24 protein-coding genes are annotated in these 20728 nt (G+C 56.8%); 17 read left to right on the top strand and 7 right to left on the bottom strand.

The annotated features are described in order from the left end of the window. Positions 1-164: 164 nt before the first annotated feature. Positions 165-2426 (top strand): S9 family peptidase, encoded by a 2262-nt coding sequence (locus tag AC0V6O_RS08605; RefSeq protein ID WP_486143239.1) that lies wholly within the window; start codon positions 165-167, stop codon positions 2424-2426. Here AC0V6O_RS08605 and AC0V6O_RS08600 read toward each other — a convergent pair. Then, positions 2386-3315 (bottom strand): alpha/beta fold hydrolase, encoded by a 930-nt coding sequence (locus AC0V6O_RS08600; protein WP_486143237.1) that lies wholly within the window; start codon positions 3313-3315, stop codon positions 2386-2388. The genes AC0V6O_RS08605 and AC0V6O_RS08600 overlap by 41 nt on opposite strands. A 97-nt stretch (positions 3316-3412) precedes the next feature. Between AC0V6O_RS08600 and AC0V6O_RS08595 the strand changes: the two genes are divergently transcribed. The 9 genes from AC0V6O_RS08595 to AC0V6O_RS08555 all read left to right on the top strand — a co-directional run bounded on the left by AC0V6O_RS08595 (position 3413) and on the right by AC0V6O_RS08555 (position 9965). Then, entirely contained in the window at positions 3413-4438 is a 1026-nt protein-coding gene (locus AC0V6O_RS08595; protein ID WP_486143235.1) for an aspartate-semialdehyde dehydrogenase, read from the top strand. A 3-nt stretch (positions 4439-4441) separates the two neighbouring features. Continuing rightward, positions 4442-4996 carry an aspartate-semialdehyde dehydrogenase gene (locus tag AC0V6O_RS08590; RefSeq protein WP_486143233.1) on the top strand — a complete coding sequence of 185 codons (555 nt, stop codon included), beginning with the start codon at positions 4442-4444 and terminating at the stop codon, positions 4994-4996. A gap of 48 nt (positions 4997-5044) precedes the next feature. Next, positions 5045-5695 carry a DsbA family protein gene (locus tag AC0V6O_RS08585; RefSeq protein WP_486143231.1) on the top strand — a complete coding sequence of 217 codons (651 nt, stop codon included), beginning with the start codon at positions 5045-5047 and terminating at the stop codon, positions 5693-5695. A 17-nt stretch (positions 5696-5712) separates the two neighbouring features. After that, positions 5713-6150 (top strand): GFA family protein, encoded by a 438-nt coding sequence (locus AC0V6O_RS08580; RefSeq protein ID WP_486143229.1) that lies wholly within the window; start codon positions 5713-5715, stop codon positions 6148-6150. Between the two features lie 17 nt (positions 6151-6167). Continuing rightward, positions 6168-6914 (top strand): alpha/beta fold hydrolase, encoded by a 747-nt coding sequence (locus AC0V6O_RS08575; protein ID WP_486145566.1) that lies wholly within the window; start codon positions 6168-6170, stop codon positions 6912-6914. Continuing rightward, on the top strand, positions 6911-7432 hold the full coding sequence (locus AC0V6O_RS08570; RefSeq protein ID WP_486143227.1) for a hypothetical protein: 522 nt from the start codon (positions 6911-6913) through the stop codon (positions 7430-7432). The genes AC0V6O_RS08575 and AC0V6O_RS08570 overlap by 4 nt, the downstream gene beginning before the upstream one ends. Positions 7433-7755: 323 nt before the next feature. Beyond that, entirely contained in the window at positions 7756-8865 is a 1110-nt protein-coding gene (locus AC0V6O_RS08565) for a YncE family protein (RefSeq protein ID WP_486143225.1), read from the top strand. A 20-nt stretch (positions 8866-8885) separates the two neighbouring features. Further along, positions 8886-9452 carry a type III secretion system chaperone family protein gene (locus AC0V6O_RS08560; protein WP_486143223.1) on the top strand — a complete coding sequence of 189 codons (567 nt, stop codon included), beginning with the start codon at positions 8886-8888 and terminating at the stop codon, positions 9450-9452. Between the two features lie 63 nt (positions 9453-9515). Continuing rightward, the gene (locus AC0V6O_RS08555; RefSeq protein ID WP_486143221.1) at positions 9516-9965 is read left to right on the top strand and encodes a YbjN domain-containing protein; all 450 of its coding nucleotides are present in this window, start codon (positions 9516-9518) and stop codon (positions 9963-9965) included. Between the two features lie 18 nt (positions 9966-9983). Here AC0V6O_RS08555 and AC0V6O_RS08550 read toward each other — a convergent pair whose 3' ends face one another. The 4 genes from AC0V6O_RS08550 to rpsF all read right to left on the bottom strand — a co-directional run bounded on the left by AC0V6O_RS08550 (position 9984) and on the right by rpsF (position 12828). After that, positions 9984-11420 (bottom strand): AMP nucleosidase, encoded by a 1437-nt coding sequence (locus AC0V6O_RS08550; protein WP_486143219.1) that lies wholly within the window; start codon positions 11418-11420, stop codon positions 9984-9986. A 148-nt stretch (positions 11421-11568) separates the two neighbouring features. Beyond that, the gene (rplI, locus tag AC0V6O_RS08545) at positions 11569-12225 is read right to left on the bottom strand and encodes a 50S ribosomal protein L9 (RefSeq protein ID WP_486143217.1); all 657 of its coding nucleotides are present in this window, start codon (positions 12223-12225) and stop codon (positions 11569-11571) included. A gap of 13 nt (positions 12226-12238) precedes the next feature. After that, complete coding sequence (rpsR, locus tag AC0V6O_RS08540; protein WP_299192991.1) at positions 12239-12463, bottom strand: 30S ribosomal protein S18; 225 nt, start codon at positions 12461-12463, stop codon at positions 12239-12241. Next, entirely contained in the window at positions 12463-12828 is a 366-nt protein-coding gene (gene rpsF / locus AC0V6O_RS08535; RefSeq protein WP_472645118.1) for a 30S ribosomal protein S6, read from the bottom strand. The genes rpsR and rpsF overlap by 1 nt, the downstream gene beginning before the upstream one ends. A 232-nt stretch (positions 12829-13060) precedes the next feature. On the opposite strand from rpsF, the gene AC0V6O_RS08530 reads away from it, so the two are divergent. The 3 genes from AC0V6O_RS08530 (at position 13061) to AC0V6O_RS08520 (ending at position 15057) form a co-directional block, all read left to right on the top strand. Then, positions 13061-13384 carry a hypothetical protein gene (locus tag AC0V6O_RS08530; RefSeq protein ID WP_486143215.1) on the top strand — a complete coding sequence of 108 codons (324 nt, stop codon included), beginning with the start codon at positions 13061-13063 and terminating at the stop codon, positions 13382-13384. A gap of 78 nt (positions 13385-13462) precedes the next feature. Beyond that, on the top strand, positions 13463-14404 hold the full coding sequence (locus AC0V6O_RS08525; RefSeq protein WP_486143213.1) for a DUF808 domain-containing protein: 942 nt from the start codon (positions 13463-13465) through the stop codon (positions 14402-14404). Then, the gene (locus AC0V6O_RS08520; protein WP_486143211.1) at positions 14401-15057 is read left to right on the top strand and encodes a glutathione S-transferase family protein; all 657 of its coding nucleotides are present in this window, start codon (positions 14401-14403) and stop codon (positions 15055-15057) included. The genes AC0V6O_RS08525 and AC0V6O_RS08520 overlap by 4 nt, the downstream gene beginning before the upstream one ends. A 9-nt stretch (positions 15058-15066) precedes the next feature. Here AC0V6O_RS08520 and AC0V6O_RS08515 read toward each other — a convergent pair whose 3' ends face one another. Next, a complete protein-coding gene (locus tag AC0V6O_RS08515; RefSeq protein WP_486143209.1) occupies positions 15067-15348 on the bottom strand; it encodes a hypothetical protein in 282 nt (93 codons plus the stop codon). Beyond that, complete coding sequence (locus tag AC0V6O_RS08510) at positions 15345-16715, bottom strand: glutamate ligase domain-containing protein (protein ID WP_486143207.1); 1371 nt, start codon at positions 16713-16715, stop codon at positions 15345-15347. Before AC0V6O_RS08510 ends, AC0V6O_RS08515 begins: the two co-directional genes overlap by 4 nt. Positions 16716-16841: 126 nt before the next feature. Here AC0V6O_RS08510 and AC0V6O_RS08505 point away from each other — a divergent pair, with 126 nt between their 5' ends. The 4 genes from AC0V6O_RS08505 (at position 16842) to dnaN (ending at position 20715) form a co-directional block, all read left to right on the top strand. Further along, the gene (locus AC0V6O_RS08505) at positions 16842-17672 is read left to right on the top strand and encodes an LD-carboxypeptidase (RefSeq protein WP_486143205.1); all 831 of its coding nucleotides are present in this window, start codon (positions 16842-16844) and stop codon (positions 17670-17672) included. A gap of 28 nt (positions 17673-17700) precedes the next feature. Then, positions 17701-18639 carry an ACP S-malonyltransferase gene (gene fabD / locus AC0V6O_RS08500; protein WP_486143203.1) on the top strand — a complete coding sequence of 313 codons (939 nt, stop codon included), beginning with the start codon at positions 17701-17703 and terminating at the stop codon, positions 18637-18639. After that, positions 18639-19391 carry a 3-oxoacyl-[acyl-carrier-protein] reductase gene (gene fabG, locus AC0V6O_RS08495; protein ID WP_486143201.1) on the top strand — a complete coding sequence of 251 codons (753 nt, stop codon included), beginning with the start codon at positions 18639-18641 and terminating at the stop codon, positions 19389-19391. The genes fabD and fabG overlap by 1 nt, the downstream gene beginning before the upstream one ends. Before the next feature lie 196 nt (positions 19392-19587). Beyond that, positions 19588-20715 (top strand): DNA polymerase III subunit beta, encoded by a 1128-nt coding sequence (gene dnaN / locus AC0V6O_RS08490; RefSeq protein WP_486143199.1) that lies wholly within the window; start codon positions 19588-19590, stop codon positions 20713-20715. Positions 20716-20728 lie beyond the last annotated feature (13 nt).

Here is a 20728-nt window from a genome sequence, read left to right as displayed (position 1 = left end):
GGGGCGTTCTGGGAAACCAGGGCGCCCTTTTTCGTTGGGGATGTTGATTTTCTCTCCCGTCATTGCGAGGAGCGATAACGACGAAGCAATCCAGCGTCTGACCCTGGATTGCCGTGCAGCCTTGTGGCTGCTCGCAATGACGAGAAGATGGGGCAATCCTTGACATGCGCATTTCAATACTGGCCGCCGCTGCGGCGCTTTTTGCCACTCCAGCCATCGCGGATGATCACACAGTGACCAGCGCACCAGAGCTGACGTTTGAGCGCGTCTTTGCCTCGCCATCGCTGAATGGGCCAGCCCCGCGTCAGGCGAAACTGTCGCCCGATGGGCGCTATCTCACCGTGCTGCGCAACCGCGATGATGATCGGGAGCGTTATGACCTGTGGGGCTATGACCGGGAAACCAACGAATGGACTATGTTGGTCGATAGCAAGGCGCTGGGTTCGGGCCGTGAGCTGTCCGAAGACGAAAAAATGCAGCGAGAGCGTGCGCGTGTTGGCAACCTCAAAGGCATTATCAGCTATCAATGGGTCAGTGATGGTTCGGGCGTGCTCGTGCCGCTCGATGGTGATTTGTACCTAGCGAAGCTGAGCGGCGAGGTGACGCGCCTCACGGACACTGAAGAGAGCGAGCTTAACCCTAAGCTGAGCCCCAAGGGCGGCTCTGTTTCATTCGTGCGCGAGCGCCAGCTGTGGGTTGGCAAGGTCGGCGAGGAAGCCGCGCCGATTACTCCTAAGGAAGGCGATACAATTCGCTGGGGTGAGGCGGAGTTTGTGGCTCAGGAAGAAATGAGCCGCCTGACCGGTTATTGGTGGGCACCAGATGACAGCCGTCTGGTCGTGCAGCGTACGGATGAAAGTCCGGTGGGCATTGTGACTCGCGCAGCGATTGGCGCGACCGGGACCAAAGTGTTCGATCAGCGCTATCCCGTTGCGGGCAGTGACAATGCGATTGTTGAGCTGTTTGTGATGGACCCGGATGGCGGAAACCGTGTGAAGGTCGATCTCGGCGAAGAAACCGATATCTACGTCGCCCGAGTCGATTGGGGGCCAGATGGTGCGCTCTATGTCCAGCGCCAAAACCGCGAGCAGACTGAGCTGGATATGCTGAGCGTTGATCCAGCGACAGGCAAGAGTGAACTGGTCTTCACGGAGAAGGCCGCACGCGAGGATTACTGGATCAACCTCTCCGACAGTTATCGTTTCCTGAGGGATGGTCGCCTGCTGTGGTGGAGTGAACGCAGCGGATATGGGCAGTTCTATCTCATAGGATTGAAAAAAGAGATTCTAGCTAGCGGTGAGCGTAGATACATGACCCTGGCTCAACCGCTTACGTCAGGCACATCTCCTGCAACCGAGCTCGTTGGTGTGGATGAGGACAACGGTGTTTTCTATTTCCAAGGTACCAAAGACGTCCTCACACAGCAGATTTATCGGGCCAATCTGGACGGCAGCGGAGACCCTACCCTCCTGACTGATCCAGCCTATACGAACGCCGCGATAATGGATAAATCCGCCAAGCTTCTGATGGTCACGCGATCAGCGCCGAACCAACCCCCACAGAGCTATCTAGCCAATGGGGAAGGTAAGAGGCTGACATGGGTGGAGCAGAATAAACTAGACGATAACCACGCCTATGCGCCCTATGTATTGCATCATCAAACGCCGGAATACGGCACTATTAACGCGGAAGATGGCACACCGCTGCACTACATGATCATCCGTCCGAGGATGAAGCCGGGGAAGAAATATCCGGTGTTCTATTATCACTATTCTGGACCAGGCCCTCAAATTGTCGACCGGACTTGGGGCGGGGCGCTGGCTCAGGCGATCGTGGACAAGGGCTACATCTATTTCGCGCTCGACAATCGCGGTACGGCCAATCGCGGTGTCGACTTCGAACAACCGCTCTACCGAGCGATGGGTGGGGTTGAGGTGCGCGACCAGAAGGTAGGTGCGGAGTTCCTCAAGACCCTCGATTTTGTCGATGGAGACAAGATTGCGCTCTATGGCTGGTCCTATGGCGGCTATATGACGCTGAAGCAGATGCAAGCCGATCCGGGGCTTTATGCGGCGGGTATCAGCGGCGCTCCGGTTACCAAGTGGGAACTGTACGACACCCATTACACCGAGCGTTTCATGGGTGATCCGCGCGAAGTGCCAGAGGCCTATGAAGAGGCCAGCGCTATTCCCAATGCGACCAAGATCAGCGATCCCTTGCTGCTGATCCACGGAATGGCGGATGACAATGTGGTGTTTGAAAATTCATCCGAGCTAATTTCGGTTCTGCAGGAAAACAACGTGCCGTTCGAAATGATGCTCTATCCCGGCTACACACACCGAGTTTCTGGCGAGAATATTTCTCCGCATTTGTGGAACACGATCTTCACTTTCCTCGAACGGAACGGCGTGACCCCACCGGAATAGGTACGCGCGACTGGGCCAGCCATTCCAGCGCTGTGGTGGCGACTTCGCCAGGCGCTTCGACTTGGGGATAATGGCCCACGTTGGGGATCAGATGCGCACGCGCCTCGGGCACAACCTCGCGCCACTTGTCATAGGCATGCTTGCCTGAGACCGGATCAAGCGCACCATTAATCAGGCCGATCTTGTCCTGTGCCTCGACCAGCGCCGCCTTCCACCGCTCTTTATGCGTGCGTCGATCCGCGATGTAGTGCAGCAGTTTGTGGGTAAGCCGGTTGCCGCCATTGTGCGCGATAAACTCCCAAAACTCGTCCAGTTCTGCCTCACTGGGCTGAGTGTTTGGCCCAAACACTTCGGAGAAGCTCTGGCCAAAGCGTTTGCGGTTCATCAATAGGCCGACCAGAAATCCGAACGGTGAAACGCCTAGTTTCTGGATTGGTCTTGCGCGGTGTTGATCAGGGAATATCCCGCCATTCAGGAACACCATCATTCCGAGCTGCTGTGCGCCGGTGCCATCTTGCTGGCGAGAGAGCAGCTCCTGGCCAACTGACACCCCGTAGTCGTGCACGAGTGCGTCAAATTCTCCAATGCCGAGATGGGCAAGCAGGGCCTCTTGCACATCGACCTGGCCATGGATCGTATAGCCATTGCCGCCAAAGCCGCTGCGGGGCTTATCCGACAGGCCAAATCCCAACATATCGCACGCGATCAAATGGTGCTTTTCACCCAGATCATCCCACGTCCGGGCCCAATCAGACGAGCATGTGGGATAGCCATGGACCAGCAACAACGGCCTCGCATCGCTATTGCCGCCGGTCCAATAGGCAATCTGGTGCCCTTGAAAGCCGAAATAGCTCGCTTTCTCGCGCCAATGCGCAATACCGCTTTGCATACGTTTCCCCTCCTGATGTGCCCAAGAAACACTTGCCAAGGCACGCTAGGCGCGGCAGCGCACAACGTGAAGTTGAATTTCCATTGGAGTAAGTGATTTGGGTTACCGGGTGGCAGTGGTCGGCGCGACCGGCAATGTCGGACGCGAGATGATGCAAGTGCTGGCAGAGCGCGAGTTTCCGATTGAGGAAATCGCTGCTGTGGCCAGCTCGCGTTCGCAGGGCAGCGAAGTGGAATTCGGTGACACAGGCAAAATGCTCAAATGCCAAAATATCGAGCATTTTGACTGGGCTGGATGGGATATTGCGCTGTTTTCCGCTGGGTCCGGCCCAGCAAAGGAATATGCGCCGAAGGCGGCGGCAGCAGGCTGTATCGTGATCGACAACTCTTCGCTTTACCGGATGGAGCCGGACGTTCCGCTGATCGTGCCAGAGGTCAATCCGGACGCGATTGATGACTATACGAAGCGCAATATCATCGCGAATCCCAACTGCTCGACGGCTCAACTGGTTGTCGCGCTGAAGCCTTTACATGATGCGGCCAAGATCAAGCGCGTCGTCGTCTCGACCTATCAATCGGTGTCGGGTGCGGGCAAATCGGGCATGGACGAGCTGTTCAACCAGAGCCGCGCGATCTTTGTCGGCGATCCGGTAGAGCCTGCGACCTTTACCAAGCAGATTGCGTTCAACGTGATCCCGCATATCGATGTGTTCCTGGACGATGGATCGACCAAGGAAGAATGGAAGATGATGGTCGAGACGAAGAAGATCCTCGATCCAAAAATTAAGCTCAACGCGACTTGCGTGCGCGTGCCGGTATTTGTCGGCCATTCTGAAGCGATCAATATCGAGTTTGAAAATGAGCTATCGGCGGAGCAAGCGCAGGAAATTCTGCGTGAGGCACCGGGCATCATGCTGATCGATAAGCGTGAAGACGGCGGATATGTCACACCAACCGAAAGCGCGGGCGATGGCGCGACTTACATCAGCCGCGTTCGCGAAGACCCGACCGTCGAGAACGGAATCACTTTGTGGTGTGTGTCAGACAACTTACGCAAAGGTGCGGCATTGAACGCGGTACAGATCGCTGAATTGCTCGGGCGGAGGCATTTGAAAAAGGGATAAAGCATGCGTGGCTTGGTGATCATATTGTCGGCATTCGCGCTCGCCGCTTGCGACAGCGGTACCGTGCCAAGTCCGAGCGAACGCATGAATGAGCGCGGCGAACCTGCAGTGCCAGTAATCGCCGATGATGCAGTTGAGCTGCGCGCAGAAGGATTGGCTGCTGGGTCAGAGGCGTTCTTCTTTTCCGCTGGGCGCAGCGAAGTCGAAGGTGCTCTTACCGCAAGCCTGGGTGAACCAGAGGGCCGCACCATTGGAGAAGAGTGCGGTGCGGGCCGTATGGAGTTCACCAGCTTTCCCGGCGCGTTGACCGTCAATTTTCAGGACGGCTTTTTGGTCGGTTGGGTGCTCGGCGAGCAAGAAGGGGCTGCGAACATTGCCTTACAAAGCGGCCTCAAACCCGGAGCGCCGCGCGGCGAAGCCGAAAGCACAACCGGATTTGCTCCGATCACGGACAGCACCTTGGGTGAAGAATTTGCGATTGGCGGTAAGATTGGTGGCTTTCTGGAGGAAGACCGCCTGACCATGCTTTATGCTGGGACACAGTGTTTCTTTCGGTGAGGCGTTTTGGATAGAGATTTTTGCGAAAGCTCGCGCTAGTCTCTGCCAATGACTTTAAAAGCAGACCTCTATTTCAGCTTCCGTTCCCCGTATTCCTATCTCGCTATTGGCCGCTACCGCGCACTGGCAGAGGAATTTGATGTCGAGATTGCGCTTCGCACCGTTTGGCCGATTGCGATCCGCGCGCCGGAACTGCTCTTCACCGGGAACCCTGCGGCACCGCGCTATATTCTGATGGACTCGATGCGGGTCGCGCAACATTTGGGCATTCCTTATCGCTGGCCGCGTCCTGATCCTGTTGATCAAAACCTGATGACGCGGGAGATTGCGGCCGAGCAGCCGCTTATCCGCCGCATCTGCCGATTGGGCCAGGCCGCGTCGCGCCGGGGTAGGGGCCTGGCGTTTGCAGATGAGGTATCCCGGATTATCTTCTCTGGCGAAGTCGATGGCTGGGACGAAGGCGATCACCTGGCGGGCGCATCCTCTCGGGCGGGCTTGGACCTCGCTAAACTTGATGCGGAAGTTCTAGGTGATGCAGCAGCGCTGGATGCCGAAATCGCCGACAATCAGAGCGCGCTGGAGGCGGCGGGCCATTGGGGCGTGCCGACCCTGGTGTTCGATGGCGAGCCCTTCTTTGGCCAGGACCGGATCGATATGGCGAAATGGCGGATGGAGCAAAAGGGGTTGATGAAGCGGTGAATGGCAAGGCGTCCAATATGACCGAACATACCGGAGGCTGCCAATGCGGCGCAGTGCGCTACACTATCAAAGCGGAGCGCCTGACTGCCTACGCCTGCCATTGTCGCGAGTGTCAGATGCAGTCGGCGAGTGCATTCGGTCTCTCGGTACCCGTCTTTGTTTCCAGTCTTGAAATCGAAGGCGATACCGCCAGCTGGCGTCGGCCGACCGATAGTGGATCGCATACCAATTGCCACTTCTGCGCGCGGTGCGGTAGCCGCATCTATCATGCAGGAGAAAACCGCCCCGGCATGGTCACGATCAAAGGCGGCTCGCTGGATAATGCTGGGGAGCTTGAACCGGTTGCGCATATTTGGACCCGCAGTAAGCAGTCTTGGTTTGTCCTGCCCGAAGGCGTGCCGCAATGGGAAACGCAGCCGCAAACCCAGTCAGAATGGATGGAACTGCTTTCGTGAGCGATCAAACAACAGCGATGTTTACCTCCTTTGACGGCACCCGTCTCGCGGTGCATCGGATGGGCGAGGGCGCGCCGGTTATCCTGCTCCATGGCTTGTTCTCCAGCGCAGATATGAACTGGATCAAGTGGGGTCACGCAGCGCGCCTTGCCGAGGCCGGGTTTGAGGCGATCATGCTCGATTTTCGCGTGCATGGTGAGAGCGAGGCGCCGACTCATCCCGGCAATTACCCGAGCGGTGTTTTGGTGCGCGATGCGGTCTCACTTGTGGAGCATTTAGGATTTGAAGACGGTGGGTACGACCTCGTCGGCTTTTCGCTCGGTTCGCGCACGGCCTTACATGCGACCGCTATGCAGGTGCTTGCTCCGCGCAAATTGGTGGTGTGCGGGATGGGGGTATCTGGTCTGTCCGAATGGCAAAAACGAGCGGGTTTTTTCAAACGTGTCATTGATGAGTTTGATACCATTGAGCGCGGAGATCCCGCCTATTTCTCACGTCAATTCCTGAAGTCACAAGGGGTTGACCGGGTCGCAGCGCGTTTGTTGCTGGATGCAATGGGCGATCTCGACCTTGCTAAGCTTTCCAATGTCAACATGCCGACGCTTGTCGCCTGCGGTGTTGATGATCAAGACAATGGTTCCGCGGCGGAACTGGCCGAATTGCTCCCCAATGCGACCTATCGCGCCGTGCCTGGCGCGCACCTCGACAGCGCGACAAAGCCGGAATTGGGCGAGGCGATTACACAGTTCTTGAGCGCGCTATGACGGTCTCAAAGCGGACCGCATTGCTTTGGTGGGTCGGTGGCCTGATCGCCTTCGCAATCACATTGACGCTTCATGCGCCTTTGGCCATCGACGGCGTGCCGGGCGGCATTCTAGATCATCAACGTGCGCCAGATGCGGCGACGGTGGACGCTATTCAGCGCGCCTGGAGCAATGATGGATTGCTCAGTTCGGCCGCGACCGCGATGATATCGGATCTGATATTCATTGGCATTTATGGGATAGGCTGCGTCCTCGCAGGTCTATATTACCGAACCCACCGATCGCGGGTTTTGTCGCGCCTTGGTTGGGTGGCACTTGCATCGGGACTTGTATTTTTGGTGACTGATTACGGTGAGACCATTTCGCAATTTATCCAGTTACGGAATTTTGCAGGCGACGATCAGCTTGCCTCATTCGCATCGACCTTGAGGCCGATAAAGATGGCGGCGTGGATTGGCGGTTTTCTGGCAGTTTTGGCTGCTTTAGCGGTCGAACGTTTTTCGATGATTGACACTTGAACCCAAGTGACTCGCCATTCAGACTAATTTCATGATGGGATCGTCGCCGGCGCTGACCGGCAGTCACTCGGCGGATGAGGCCGCGCTGTTAGTTTCCTGAAATGCTATCAGACCCAGATGCATGGATTGCCAGTGTTTAGGTGAAATTTGCATAGATCGAAGGCCCTAATCCGGGCACCGCGCGCAAGCTTTGTATCCTGAGCAATGCCGACGAGGTTGGCAAAACTTCGATGCAATGCTTGAAAATGGGCGCCAAAGCCATGGCCTGATACGCTCGAGGCCTCTACTGATGAGTCCCAAATGAGCGGTATGGGAATGGTGGAATGGCTGAGCGAATAGAACCAAGGGCAGCAGGCGGGATGGTGATTGGCAAACGAGCTGGACTGATTGGCGCGGTTGCATTGGCAATATCCGCCTGTGCGCCCGTGGGAAGCGACAATAAACAATCCGAATGGACCGTTTACGAACCGCTTGGCGAGGCAAAGTCTAGTGCGGCCGGTGAATTGTTGTTTGTGGCCAATAAGCGGGGCAATACGCTGTCGAAGGTTGACCTGACGACCGGGGAAGAGGTGCTGCGCAAAGACAGCTGCACCAATCCTCATGAGTTAGCGATGTCGCCAAACGGCAATTTGGTCGCGCTCGCTTGCTATGGCGGTACCACGATCGATGTCTTTGATGTCGAGGATTTAAGCCGGGTCACAAGCGTGGAGCTGGGCGAAAATGCCCGTCCACATGGCATCATGTGGATGGATAGCGGTGTGATCTATGCAACTGCAGAAGGGCGGCAGTCGATCTTCCGGATTACCGATAACGGCGTGGGTAGTCCTGCGCTCACGGAGTATCCCACCGGCAAGCAGGGCAGCCACATGCTCGTCGTCGCGCCTGATGAAAGCGCGGCTTGGACGACGGATCTTGGTTCAAAGACAGTCACTCGCATCGACTTGGTTGGCGAAGCCCCGCCTTTGTCAGTCACGGTGGGCGAGGAACCGGAGGGCATTTCACTCGCTCCTGACGGCAAATCTCTGTGGGTCTCGGCACGCGGCTCCAATCAGGCGTTTGAACTCGATCCAGTCACGATGGAAGTGCGCAACACGGTTGATACAGGAGCATTTCCCTTGCGCCTGTCAATCCGTCCGCAGGCCGATGTCGCGGTCACATCTGATCTGATGGATGGCGGGCTGACGGTCATCGACCTGAAAACTGCCAAGGTAATTCGTAGCATTGCGGTTTCAGGTCCTCAGGAAGCGCAGCAACGTTTCCAGGTCACGATCCTGTGGTCCGATGATGGCCAGCGGGTCTATGTTGCTGAAACGGCTAGCGACACTGTCGCAGAAGTTGACTATGAAAGCGGTAAGGTACTGCGCCGTTTAACCACCGGTGACGGCGGGGATGGAATGGCCATTCTTGGGATGACGGAGTTTTTCTCACCGTGATCGGTTGAGATTTGGGGGTAATGATTGTGCGTTTTTTATCGGTTATCGGGGCCGTTGGTGCAGTGTTGGCGATCCAACCTAGTGCCGGACAGGCTCAGGCTCAGGCTCAGGCTCAGGGGCAACCGCAAACGCAGGTGGCCCCGCAAAACCCGCAGGTGGTGACTCAGTTTGACGCGGCCACAATCTCGCGTTTGCTGCTCGATGTGCAAACAACTTGGCAAGTCGAAACTGATGCGAATGGCGGAACGGTTTACCGCGCGCAGTCGGGAACCGGGATCAGCTTTGCTCTGACCCCGCGGGGATGTATGCCGCAGCAGGGGTGTGTTGGCCTGCTAATGGTGGCTACATTCGTGCGTGAAGACACTCGCCCACGTGCGGAGATCAATGAATTCATCAATCAATACAACGATCTCAATGCGAGCAGCAAAGCCGTTCGTGCAGGCGATCAGGCGATCGTCCTGCAGGGCTATGTCAATTCTGCCTATGGCATCAGCTATGCCAATGCGCAGGCGCAATTGCTGGTCTTTGGTCAGGAAATCCAGAAGATGCGGGCGAGCTTGACCGAGTTTACTGCGCAGTCACGGTGATTTTTAGTGATGAGATGGGGGGATATAAATATGACGAAATGCCTTTTGGGCGCAATAATGCTAATGGCGGCGACTTCTTTGAGCGCTCAAACTGCCGAGCCAATGGTGAGTGCGCAAGACCCTGAGGGTTTAGCGAAAGTATTGATGGATGCGGGTTATGAAGCCGAGCTGACGACCGATAGGCAAGGTGACCCGATGATTAGAACCGAACTGGCAAACATGACAACACGTTTGGTCTTCTATGGCTGTGACGGACAAACTAATTCGGATTGTGACTCGGTGCAATTTACCACTGGTTTTGACAGGAAAGAGCCTTGGACTAAGGGCGAAGCCATCCAGATCAGCGAGAAATTACGCTTTGCCGCTGTATCGTTGGATGACGAGGGCGATCCTTATATTTCATGGGATGTCTTTACAGGTGACGGTATACCATCGCGCGTCTTCTTGCAGTCGGTTCTAAAGTACAGCAGTACCGTCGAATCCACGGCCGACATCGTCTTTGCCGACGAGTAGGAATCTAGAGGATACGGCTCACCTAAACGGCGGCTCGTTAAAGGCGCGCAGCTTGCGGCTGTGAAGGCGGTCACCTTCATCGCGCAGGCGCTTGCATGCCTCTAGGCCGATTTGCAGGTGAGCGGCGATGGCTTCTTCGTAAAACTGGTTCGCCTGGCCGGGCAGTTTGATTTCGCCGTGAAGCGGCTTGTCTGACACACACAGCAAGGTGCCATAGGGCACGCGGAAGCGGTAACCCTGCGCGGCAATCGTTGCGCTTTCCATTTCGACCGCGATCGCGCGGCTCTGAGAGAAGCGCTTGGCTGAGGTCGAGTACAACAGCTCCCAATTGCGGTCATCCGTGGTGACGACCGTGCCCGTGCGCATGCGCTGTTTAAGGTTCGCGCCCTGAGTGCCGGCCACTTCTTCGGTTGCGCCTGCAAGAGCCTGCTGCACCTCAGCAATAGGAGGAATTGGAATTTCTGGCGGAAGCACGCCGTCGAGCACATGATCATCGCGTAAGTATGCGTGAGCGAGTACGAAATCGCCGATCTTCTGGCTCGAACGTACACCGCCGCAGTGTCCGATCATCATCCAGGCATGCGGGCGCAGCACGGCGAGGTGATCGCAGATTGTTTTTGCATTTGACGGGCCGACGCCGATGTTGACCAACGTGATGCCGCGCCCATCTTCACGCATAAGGTGATAGGCTGGCATTTGGTGCCGCCGCCATGCGGTATCATTGAGCTGTTCCTGCGCGTTGTCGGTGCATTCGTGAATGTTCAGACCGCCAGCGCCAGTGAGGCCGGTATAGCCGCCCTCGCAGATTTGCTGAGCGCCCCAATTCACAAACTCATCGACATAGCGGTGGTAATTGGTGAACAGGATAAAATCCTGAAAATCCTCCACCTTTGTGCCGGTATAGTGTGCGAGGCGAGCAAGCGAATAATCCGTGCGCAGCCCATCAAACAGCGATAGCGGCATGGTTTCCGCTTCATCAAACTCAATCCCATCGGCGAGTTCGTCACCGATCAGGGCAAGGTCGGTGGATGGGAAATGCTTGGCAATGTCCTGAGGCGCGATGCCGACCATCGCTGCACCCGCGTCACCATCCAGAACATAGGGGAAAGGGATTTCCTGGCGAGAGCGGCTGACCTCAACCTCGATCTCATATTCGCCCGCTATCAGGCTCAGTTGTTCCGCCAGATAGCCAGCAAACAGATCAGGCCGTGTGATAGTCGTTTGATAGGTGCCAGATTGCTCCAAGCGGCCAAAGGCGCGGCTGCGGTCGAGTGGTTCGCCAATACCGGAGTAATGCACGGTCAACTCTGGATAGGCATAACTTCCATCTTCGCGGCGGCTCGTAGGCGGGATGGTGCCCTTTGTTCCGTAAGCCATAACATCCTCGCGAAGGGTGGAAACCGCTTCGTTATAAATGCTTTGCAGCTGCGCGATGGTGTTTTCGATTGATTTCATGTGCTGGTGTTAGTGTCCAAAATAGGAAAATTCAAAGACAGCTCAGATTTAAAGAGCATTTCTCTCAAAACTCCGGCTTTTACAAAAAGGGCGCGAAGCCGGTTTGACCTCGCGCCCTTCATTGATTGGCCTAAAAGAGGTACCAAGCTTACTCGCTTGCAGCTTCCTCTTCAGCAGCGGCATCTTCTGCCGCTTCTTCTGCAGGAGCAGCACCCTCTTCGAGCAGTTCGGCAGGAATTTCACCTGGCTCAAGGGTAGGGTCGATGCGATTTGCGTCGGCCGCTTCCTCGATTTCCTTCTGCTCGTCTTCAAACAGCTGAGCCAGAACGTCGACGCCTTGGCTTTGCAGCTCGGCTTCGTCGTCACTACGCGCAACGTTTGCTTTAACGATGACGTGCACTTCTGGGTGCAAAGCAACAGTCACATCGTGCATGCCGATCGTTTTGATCGGGCTGCCCATAATGACCTGCTTCTTGTTCACATCGTGGCCTTGTTCAGTCAGGCCAGCGATCATGTCGCGGACGTTGACAGAACCATAGAGCTGGCCGGTGTTGGAGGCTGCGCGGATAAGCACAACTTCTGCACCGTCGACTTTGCTGCCGACCTTCTCAGCTTCACCGCGACGTTCTGCGTTCTCTTTTTCAAGACGCTCACGGTTGGCTTCAAACACCTTCTTGTTGGCATCGTTAGCGCGCAAGGCCTTCTTCTGCGGGAGCAGGAAGTTGCGGGCATAGCCGTCTTTGACAGTGACGACGTCGCCAATGGTGCCGAGTTTCTCGATCCGTTCGAGGAGAATGATATCCATGTCGTCTCTCCTCTTACTTTACGATGTAGGGCAGCAGGCCGATGTGGCGTGCACGCTTAATGGCTTTGGCGAGTTCACGCTGCTTCTTAGCAGAAACGGCGGTAATGCGCGATGGAACGATCTTGCCACGCTCAGACATGAAGCCTTGCAGCAGGCGAACGTCTTTGTAGTCGATCTTGGGCGCTTCGTTACCCGAAAACGGGCAAGATTTGCGGCGGCGGAAAAAAGGACGTGCCATTAGTCGCGCTCCTCTCTGTCAGAGCGGCGCTTACGGTCGCGCTCGTTCTTACGCATCATTACACTTGGACCTTCTTCGTGCTCTTCGACACGGATAGTCATGTAGCGGATGACGTCTTCGTTGATACGGGTCTGACGCTCCAGCTCTTCAACCACGGTGCCAGGGGCATCGATGTTGAGCAGCACAAAGTGTGCCTTGCGGTTGCGGTCAATTTTATAGGCTAGCGATTTAAGGCCCCAAGTTTCAGTCTTGGTAACCTTGCCGTTGTTCGCTTCTACGATTTCTGTGGCGGTTGCCGCCAGCGTGTCTACCTGAGCTTGGCTCAGGTCTTGACGCGCGAGAAAGATATGCTCGTAATGAGCCATCTCGCATCCTTTCATATTGCTACCGATCGTTGGCCAATTCGCAGCGGATCCGCGAGTGCCCCTCCGGCTTTCTTCATACGCCCTAAATCAGGCGATGGGCGCACATACCGCCTTTGCCGCCAAAAGCAAGCGCGAATGCGGCTGTTTGCAGGCGGTGGCCGTGTGGTTGACCTGATGCGTGGGGGCTATAATTGATGGGCTTGCATGATTTTCGTCATGGGAGGGTCGATCAATGAAGAAAATCACTGCGGTTGCCGCTTTGCTAACGCTAAGCGCCTGCGGGGTCTTGGCCACCACCGAAAGCTCCTATTACATCGCTGCTGATGCGCCGAGCGAGCGCGCCTGCGATGGCCCGCCAAGCCGGGCGGCGATCATGGAGGGCCAGAGCGTTCGTATCTTCGACGATATTGGACTGCTGTGTGAATTTGATGGGAGTATGCAATTGGTCGCAACATATGCTGAGGTGGACGAAGGCGGCGCAACGCATGAATACCGAGTTGTTGATGATCCGTTGGCGGCCAATCCAGTTAGGACTTTCGGACTAGTCAGCGAATAATTGAACCGCGCCAACGCCTTGGACCTGGCAGCGGCGTCATTTGAAATGAACAATAATAGAGCAGGGTAGGACAACGACATGCCATCAGGATTGGTTGCACTTTTGGATGACGTATCGATCATAGCGCGCACGGCGGCGGCTTCGATTGACGATATTGCGGCGGCGGCCGGGCGAGCGGGCACCAAAACCGCTGGCGTTGTGATCGACGATGCTGCGGTCACGCCGAGCTATGTCACCGGGCTTTCGCCAGCGCGTGAGCTGCCGATCATCTGGAAAATCACCAAAGGTAGCCTGTTCAACAAGCTGGTCATATTGCTGCCCGGGGCGATATTGCTGTCGGAATTCCTGCCCTCGCTGATTATCTGGATATTGATGCTTGGCGGCGCTTTCTTATGCTACGAAGGCGCTGAGAAGGTTATGGAAAAGCTCGGCGGGGCAAAACACGGCAAAACCGTGGATGATGAGATCACGGATCCCGAGGCCTTCGAAAATCAACGGGTCGCTGGCGCCATTCGGACCGACCTGATCCTGTCAGCTGAAATCATGGCGATCACGCTCAACGAGCTTGATCTTGATGTGTGGTGGGAGCGGGCAATTGCGCTCGGCATCGTTGCAATCGCCGTTACCGTTGCGGTTTATGGTGCTGTCGCGCTGATTGTGAAGATGGATGATGTTGGCCTGCACCTAACGAAGAAAGACAGCACTGCTGCGCAGAAATTCGGCCACTTGCTGGTCAATTCAGTTCCCAAGCTGCTGATTGCACTGTCCTTTATCGGTACGATTGCGATGTTGTGGGTCGGCGGCGGAATTATCATTCACGGCACGCATGAGATCGGCTTCCACCTGTTCTATGACATTGCGCATGGTGCAGAGGCAGCAGTTGGCGGCGGCACGGGCGCGATGGGCGGTATCCTGGGATGGTTTACCTATGCGGGCATCTCTGCGGTACTCGGCCTCGCGCTGGGTGCGGTCATCGCCTTCGTACTGCACAAAGTGATCGGTTATGAAGGTGCGCATTGAACCAAAGTAACGTTCCTCCGCTCCTCTACACTTGCGCTGGCTCGCGCGGTTTGCGCGCGACTTGGGCGGCAGAGGAGGCAGGCGCGGGCATTGACTTGCGGATACTGCCGCTCCCTCCGCGCTATCTTGCGCCCGAATATATGGAGATCAATCCGTTAGGCACAGTTCCTATGCTGGTGGATGGCGGCGTGCGGATGACGGAAAGCTGCGCGATTGCGCATTATCTTGCGACCCGCAACGGCATGACAGATCTTGCGATCGCCCCAGGTCAGACGGACTATGCGGAATATTGCGATTTCACCTATCACGCCGATGCGACGATCACCTTTCCACAAACCGTTTACATGCGATTTGCCATTTTCGAAAAGGAGAAGGGTCTGGTCGAGGCGGGTGAGGCCTATGCCAAGTGGTTTCACAAGCGGTTGGTTAAGGTCGAGCAGCGTCTTGAAGGACGTGAATATCTATGTGCAGATCGTTTTACGGTCGCAGATATATGCGTCGGCTATGCGCTGATTTTGGCCAAGAATGTGGGGCTCGATGAAGGCATTCCTGATAGCTTGAAGACCTACCGCGAGAGCTTAGTCGCTCGTCCTGCTTACAAGCGTGCAGTTGAGCGAGAGGAAGAGGGGCGAAAAGCTCTAAAAAGCACCTAAGCAAGCGACTTACCCAGCATCCTTTTTATCCAATTCCATTCCGCACTTGGTACAGGTGCGATTGGGCCAGGGCACGGCAAAAATTCCGCGAAAGAACAGGTTCTTTCCGCAATTGGGGCAATTGAACAGGCGCATGCGCGCATTGACCAGCACCAGCATGATGATCGCCCCGGCAAACGCCCAGCTCGTATGGCCAAACATCCGATCAATCGTGATCACGAACAGAAAAGCGGCCAGCATGGCTACGCCCATCAATCGGGCGTGCCGCAGAGCGAGCGAATAAACGGTCATTTAAGCTGGCTGAACAGGCTTTTGGCAAAGCCTGTAAGCGTGTCATCGCGGGCGCCCATGATCACAATCCGGTCACTCGGCTGAGCGATTTCGGCAATCTTCGCGCCGCAATCTTCGCGCGCTGCGATATGCCGCGCTGAACCGCCAGCATCCTCGATCAGCTTGATAACCCGCTCAGTACCTTCGCTGCGGTCGACTGTTCCACCGTAGTAAACTGGGTCGCACATTACGGTAATGTCATTCGCGTCAAGTTCGCGCGCGAAGGTTTCAGCGAGTTCATCGCCCATCTGGCGAAGTGGGCCATATCCGTGAGGTTGGAAGAAGGCGATTACCCGGCCAGGCGTGCCCTTCAAAGTGCGCAATGTGGCGGCGCACTTTTCCGGATTATGGCCGAAATCATCGATCACGGTGATGCCGCTGGGGCTGGTGCCGATCACGTCAAAACGGCGCGCCAGCCCCTGAAACTGATTGAGAGCAGCCACAGCATCCGTCACCGAAATCCCCGCTGCATTTGCCGCAGCAATTGCCGCCAAAGCGTTGGAAAGGTTGTGCAACCCAGGCATTGGCAGAGTTAGCGCCGCAGCCTCGTTCGCGCGGCTGTCGATCACCTTGGCTTGAAGCGTGAATGGGCCTTCGACAATCGAGCCCGACTCGACGGTGATATCAACGTGCGGATGGTCCACCGCGAAAGAGATCATCTGCCCCTTGCCATCGGTCATGCTGGCTTGGCCAAGTTTGCGCGCCTCGTCATTGTCGAAATTGACGACGCCGCAGCCTGATGATGCGAGGTAATTGCCAAACAGATCGCGCAATTCTTCCAGGCTCTTATGGTCGAGGCTGACGTTGAGGAGCACGCCGATGGTGGGGCGGTAGAGCGCGATGGAGCCGTCGCTTTCATCCACTTCGCTGACGAAAATTTCTGGCCTGCCGACACGCGCGCTCGCGAACTGATTGTCCGCTGCGATGAAGTTCTTCATCACCGCGCCGTTCATGATCGTCGGATCATAATTCTGAGCGTCCAAGATGGTGCCGATCATACCGGTGACGGTCGATTTGCCAGAGGTGCCGCCAATCGCGACCGAATATCCCGCTTGGTTGAACAGCATCGCGAGCACTTCGGCCCGGGTCAGTCGCTCACATCCCAGCTCTTTAGCGCGCGCAGCATCAGGAACAGTGTCTTCAACCGCAGCGGAGGCGACCAAGACCTGATTGCTTGAGGTCAGCCCGCTGCCATCCTGCGCGTGCAAGGTGAAACCATTCCTCGCAAGCCATGCAAACTTCTCCGGCGTGCGTCCCTGATCATAGGATCGGTCAGAGCCAGCGACTTCGCAGCCTATGCCTCGCAGGATTTGTGCGAGCGGAAGCATGCCAGATCCGCCGATGCCGCAAAAAAGAATGGCCGCTGTGCCAGCGCCGCTTGATCGATCCCTTTGCCCATGCGAACCACCGCTATTAAGATGTGACTGTCAAAACAAGGGGCTTAGTTGGGCCGTATGACGAATATTGCGATTTGCGCCCCGGCGACGCCGATCACTCGCGAGCAAGCGGATGCCTTGAATGAGCTGGTGGCGGCCGAGTTCCCGATGCACAATGTCACGTTCCATGATCAGTGCTTTGAATTGGACGGTCATTTTGCTGGCCCTGACCTGAGGCGGCTTGAGGCGCTGCTCGAATGCGCGAATGATCCCGCCTATGATGCGGTGTGGTTTGCGAAAGGGGGCTATGGCTCCAACCGGATTGCAGAGGCCGCGGTGGCGCAGATGAATGCCTCGGCTCGGTCTAAGACCTATGTCGGTTTTTCAGATGCAGGCTATTTGCTCGCCGCGCTTTATCGCCATGGGATTGGCCAGAGCGTCCATGGCTCTATGCCGGTCAGTGCGCGCAGCGAAGGCGGGCGCGAGGCTGTGCGACGGGTGCTGCGCTGGTTTGCGGGCGATAACAGCGGGCTGGAATCAAGTGTTGATGGCAAGACTCCAGTGGTCGCCTTCAACCTGATCACCCTGTCAATGATCGCGGGCACGCCGATGATGCCCGATCTGTCTGGCCATGTGGTAATGGTAGAGGAGGTGAGCGAGCATCTCTATTCAATCGACCGGCTGTTCTTCAATTTGGCTGGTTCGCTGCCACGGGTCGCAGGATTGCGGCTTGGCTCGGTGACCAATGTGCCGGAAAACTACCGTGAATTCACCCAAAGCCCGGAGGAGATCGCCAAGTTCTGGTGCGCGCGTGCAGGCATACCCTATCTAGGTCGCGCTGAGATCGGCCACACCTCTGCCAACAGGGTTGTGCCGTTCGGTCTTGCCAGCCCATCAAAGGCTTCGTAACCGCGCGGGCTGAAGAGGAGTTTCTTAAATGCGAGCATTCGTTTTTCCGGGACAGGGCAGCCAGAAGGTTGGCATGGGCACAGAGCTAGCAGAAGCGAGTGCTGCGGCGCGGGCCGTGTTTGAAGAGACCGATGAAGCTTTGTCTCTGAACCTGTCCGCGATCATGGCCGAAGGGCCGGCAGATGCGCTGACGCTCACGGAGAATGCCCAGCCAGCGATCATGGCCAATGCCATTGCAACCCTGCGCGTACTCGAAACTGAGTTCGGCGTATCGCTGACCGAGGCGGGCGATTGTGTCGCAGGCCATTCGCTTGGCGAATACACGGCGCTCTGCGCGATTGGCGCATTCTCGCTGGCAGATACGGCGCGGTTATTGAAACTCCGCGGCAGCGCCATGCAGGCGGCGGTTCCCGTGGGCGAGGGCGCGATGGCGGCCCTGCTCGGCGCAGATATTGAGAAAGCAAGCGCATTGGCGGCCGCTGCGGCGGACGGTGAAGTGTGTGAGATCGCGAATGACAATGATCCGGGTCAGGTGGTTATCTCCGGCCAGAAGGGCGCAGTAGAGCGCGCTGTCAGCATGGTGAAGGATCACGGGATCAAACGCGGCGTATTGCTGCCCGTATCCGCGCCGTTCCACTGCTCGATGATGCAGCCTGCGGCTGACCGCATGGCAGAGGCTTTGACCGCGACCCCTCCTGGCGCGTTGGCGCTGCCACTATATGCCAATGTCACCGCTTCCAAAGTGACTGACCCAGCGGAGGAGCAAAAGCTGCTGGTTGAGCAGGTCACCGGGCGCGTACGCTGGCGCGAAAGTGTGGCGCAAATGCACAACGACGGCGTGAATGAGTTTGTTGAACTGGGCGGCAAAGTGCTTGCCCCAATGATCCGAAAGATTGCAGGCGAGGCAGAAACCGCCAGCCTCGTCACCATGGAAGACCTCGAAGGTTTTGCGAAGGAGCACACATAATGTTTTCACTCAGCGGAATGAACGCTCTGGTCACTGGCGCAAGTGGCGGCATTGGCTCGTCGATCGCGATGGCGCTGGCCAGTCAGGGCGCACGCGTCGCATTGTCAGGCTCCAATGGAGACAAGCTGCGCGCTTTCAGAGAGCAGATGATCAATGAAATTGGCGGCGATCATGTCGAGATTACCTGCAATCTGTCTGACAGCATCCAGGTTGAGGAATTGATCCCGGCAACGCTTGATACGCTGGGCGGGATCGACATTCTGGTGAACAACGCCGGGATCACTCGTGATAACCTTGCCATGCGGATGAAGGATGAGGAATGGGATCAAGTGATCTCTGTCAATCTCGAGGCCGCAATGCGCCTGATGCGCGCCAGCGCACGGCCGATGATGAAGGCGCGATTTGGCCGCATTATCAACATCACCAGCGTGGTCGGCAGCACCGGTAATCCCGGACAAATGAACTATGCCGCGGCCAAAGCAGGGCTGACGGGCCTGACCAAGAGCTTCGCGCAAGAGGTTGCCTCGCGCGGGATCACCGCCAATTGCGTGGCACCGGGCTTTATCCGCACCGCGATGACGGCGGAATTACCTGACGCTCAGAAAGACGCGCTCAATGCCCGTATTCCCGCCGGTAAGATGGGCGAGGGCACTGATATTGGTGCGGCTGTGGCTTATCTGGCGAGCCGCGAGGCTGGCTATGTCACCGGCGAGACGCTGCACGTGAACGGCGGCATGGCGATGCTCGGGTAACTCACTCGTGCGGGCGGCCGTTGCTGACGGCCATTGTCTGGTAAACGGGCCGTTATCCCCAAGGAATCGCCGCAGGTAACACCCCAAGCTTGCCCGTGGGTTCAGCCCCGCTAAGGTCTTCAGAGGAATTCCGGCGCGATTGGGCGATTCCTGCCCTTAGAGCGCGTCATGCAAAGTAAGGGTAATAGGCTAAGCAATGAAGGCTACGATCGAACGCGCGACGCTCCTGCGTTGTCTCTCCCATGTTCAGTCGGTTGTTGAACGCCGCAACACCATTCCGATCCTGTCCAACGTCCTGATCGATGCCAGCGATGGCGGCAGTGTGAAGGTGATGGCGACCGATCTCGATCTGCAGGTGGTTGAGACCATGGCCGCCGCTTCGGTCGAAGGGGCAGGGGCGATCACCGTTTCCGCGCACCTGCTGTTCGATATTGCGCGCAAGCTGCCAGAGGGCAGCCAGGTCAGCCTGGAAACGGCTGAAAATCGGATGGAAGTGAAGGCAGGCCGTAGCCGTTTTAAGCTGCCAACCCTGCCGCGCGATGACTTCCCTGTGATCGTCGAAGGCGATCTGCCGACCAGTTTTGAGCTGCCGGCTCGCACTTTGGCAGAGATGATTGACCGGACCCGGTTTGCCATCTCTACCGAGGAAACCCGCTATTACCTCAACGGCATTTTCCTGCACGTGACCGATGATGATGAGCCCGTGCTTAAGGCTGCTGCGACCGATGGCCACCGACTTGCGCGCTTTACTCTGGCCCGTCCAGAAGGTGCAGAGGGCATGCCGGACGTCATCCTACCGCGTAAAGCGGTTGCGGAGCTGCGCAAGCTGCTGGAAGAGGCGATGGACGGCAATGTCCAGATCGACTTGTCGGCAAGCAAAGTTCGCTTTACGCTCGGCGGAGAGGGCGGCGTTGTCCTGACCTCTAAGCTGATCGACGGCACCTTCCCAGATTACAGCCGGGTTATCCCGACCGGGAATGATAAGCTGCTCAAGCTTGATCCGAAGAGCTTCTTTGACGGTGTTGACCGGGTTGCGACCATCGCAACAGAGAAAACACGCGCAGTCAAAATGGGACTCGATACGGATCGGGTCACCCTGTCAGTGACATCACCTGACAATGGCACCGCGGCGGAGGAGCTGGCTGGTGAATACAAGTCCGAAGGTTTTGAAATTGGCTTTAACGCCAATTACTTGAAGGACATTCTTAGCCAAATCGACAGCGATACGGTCGAGCTGCACCTGGCCGATGCCGGGGCGCCGACTCTGATCCGCAAGGATGATAAGTCACCGGCTCTGTATGTCCTGATGCCAATGCGGGTGTGATCGCGCGAGTTTG

The sequence above is a fragment of the Erythrobacter sp. JB2-19 genome, from assembly GCF_057365005.1.
Note: the sequence above shows the minus strand (reverse complement) of the source record. Positions and strands in the feature narration are given on the sequence as shown.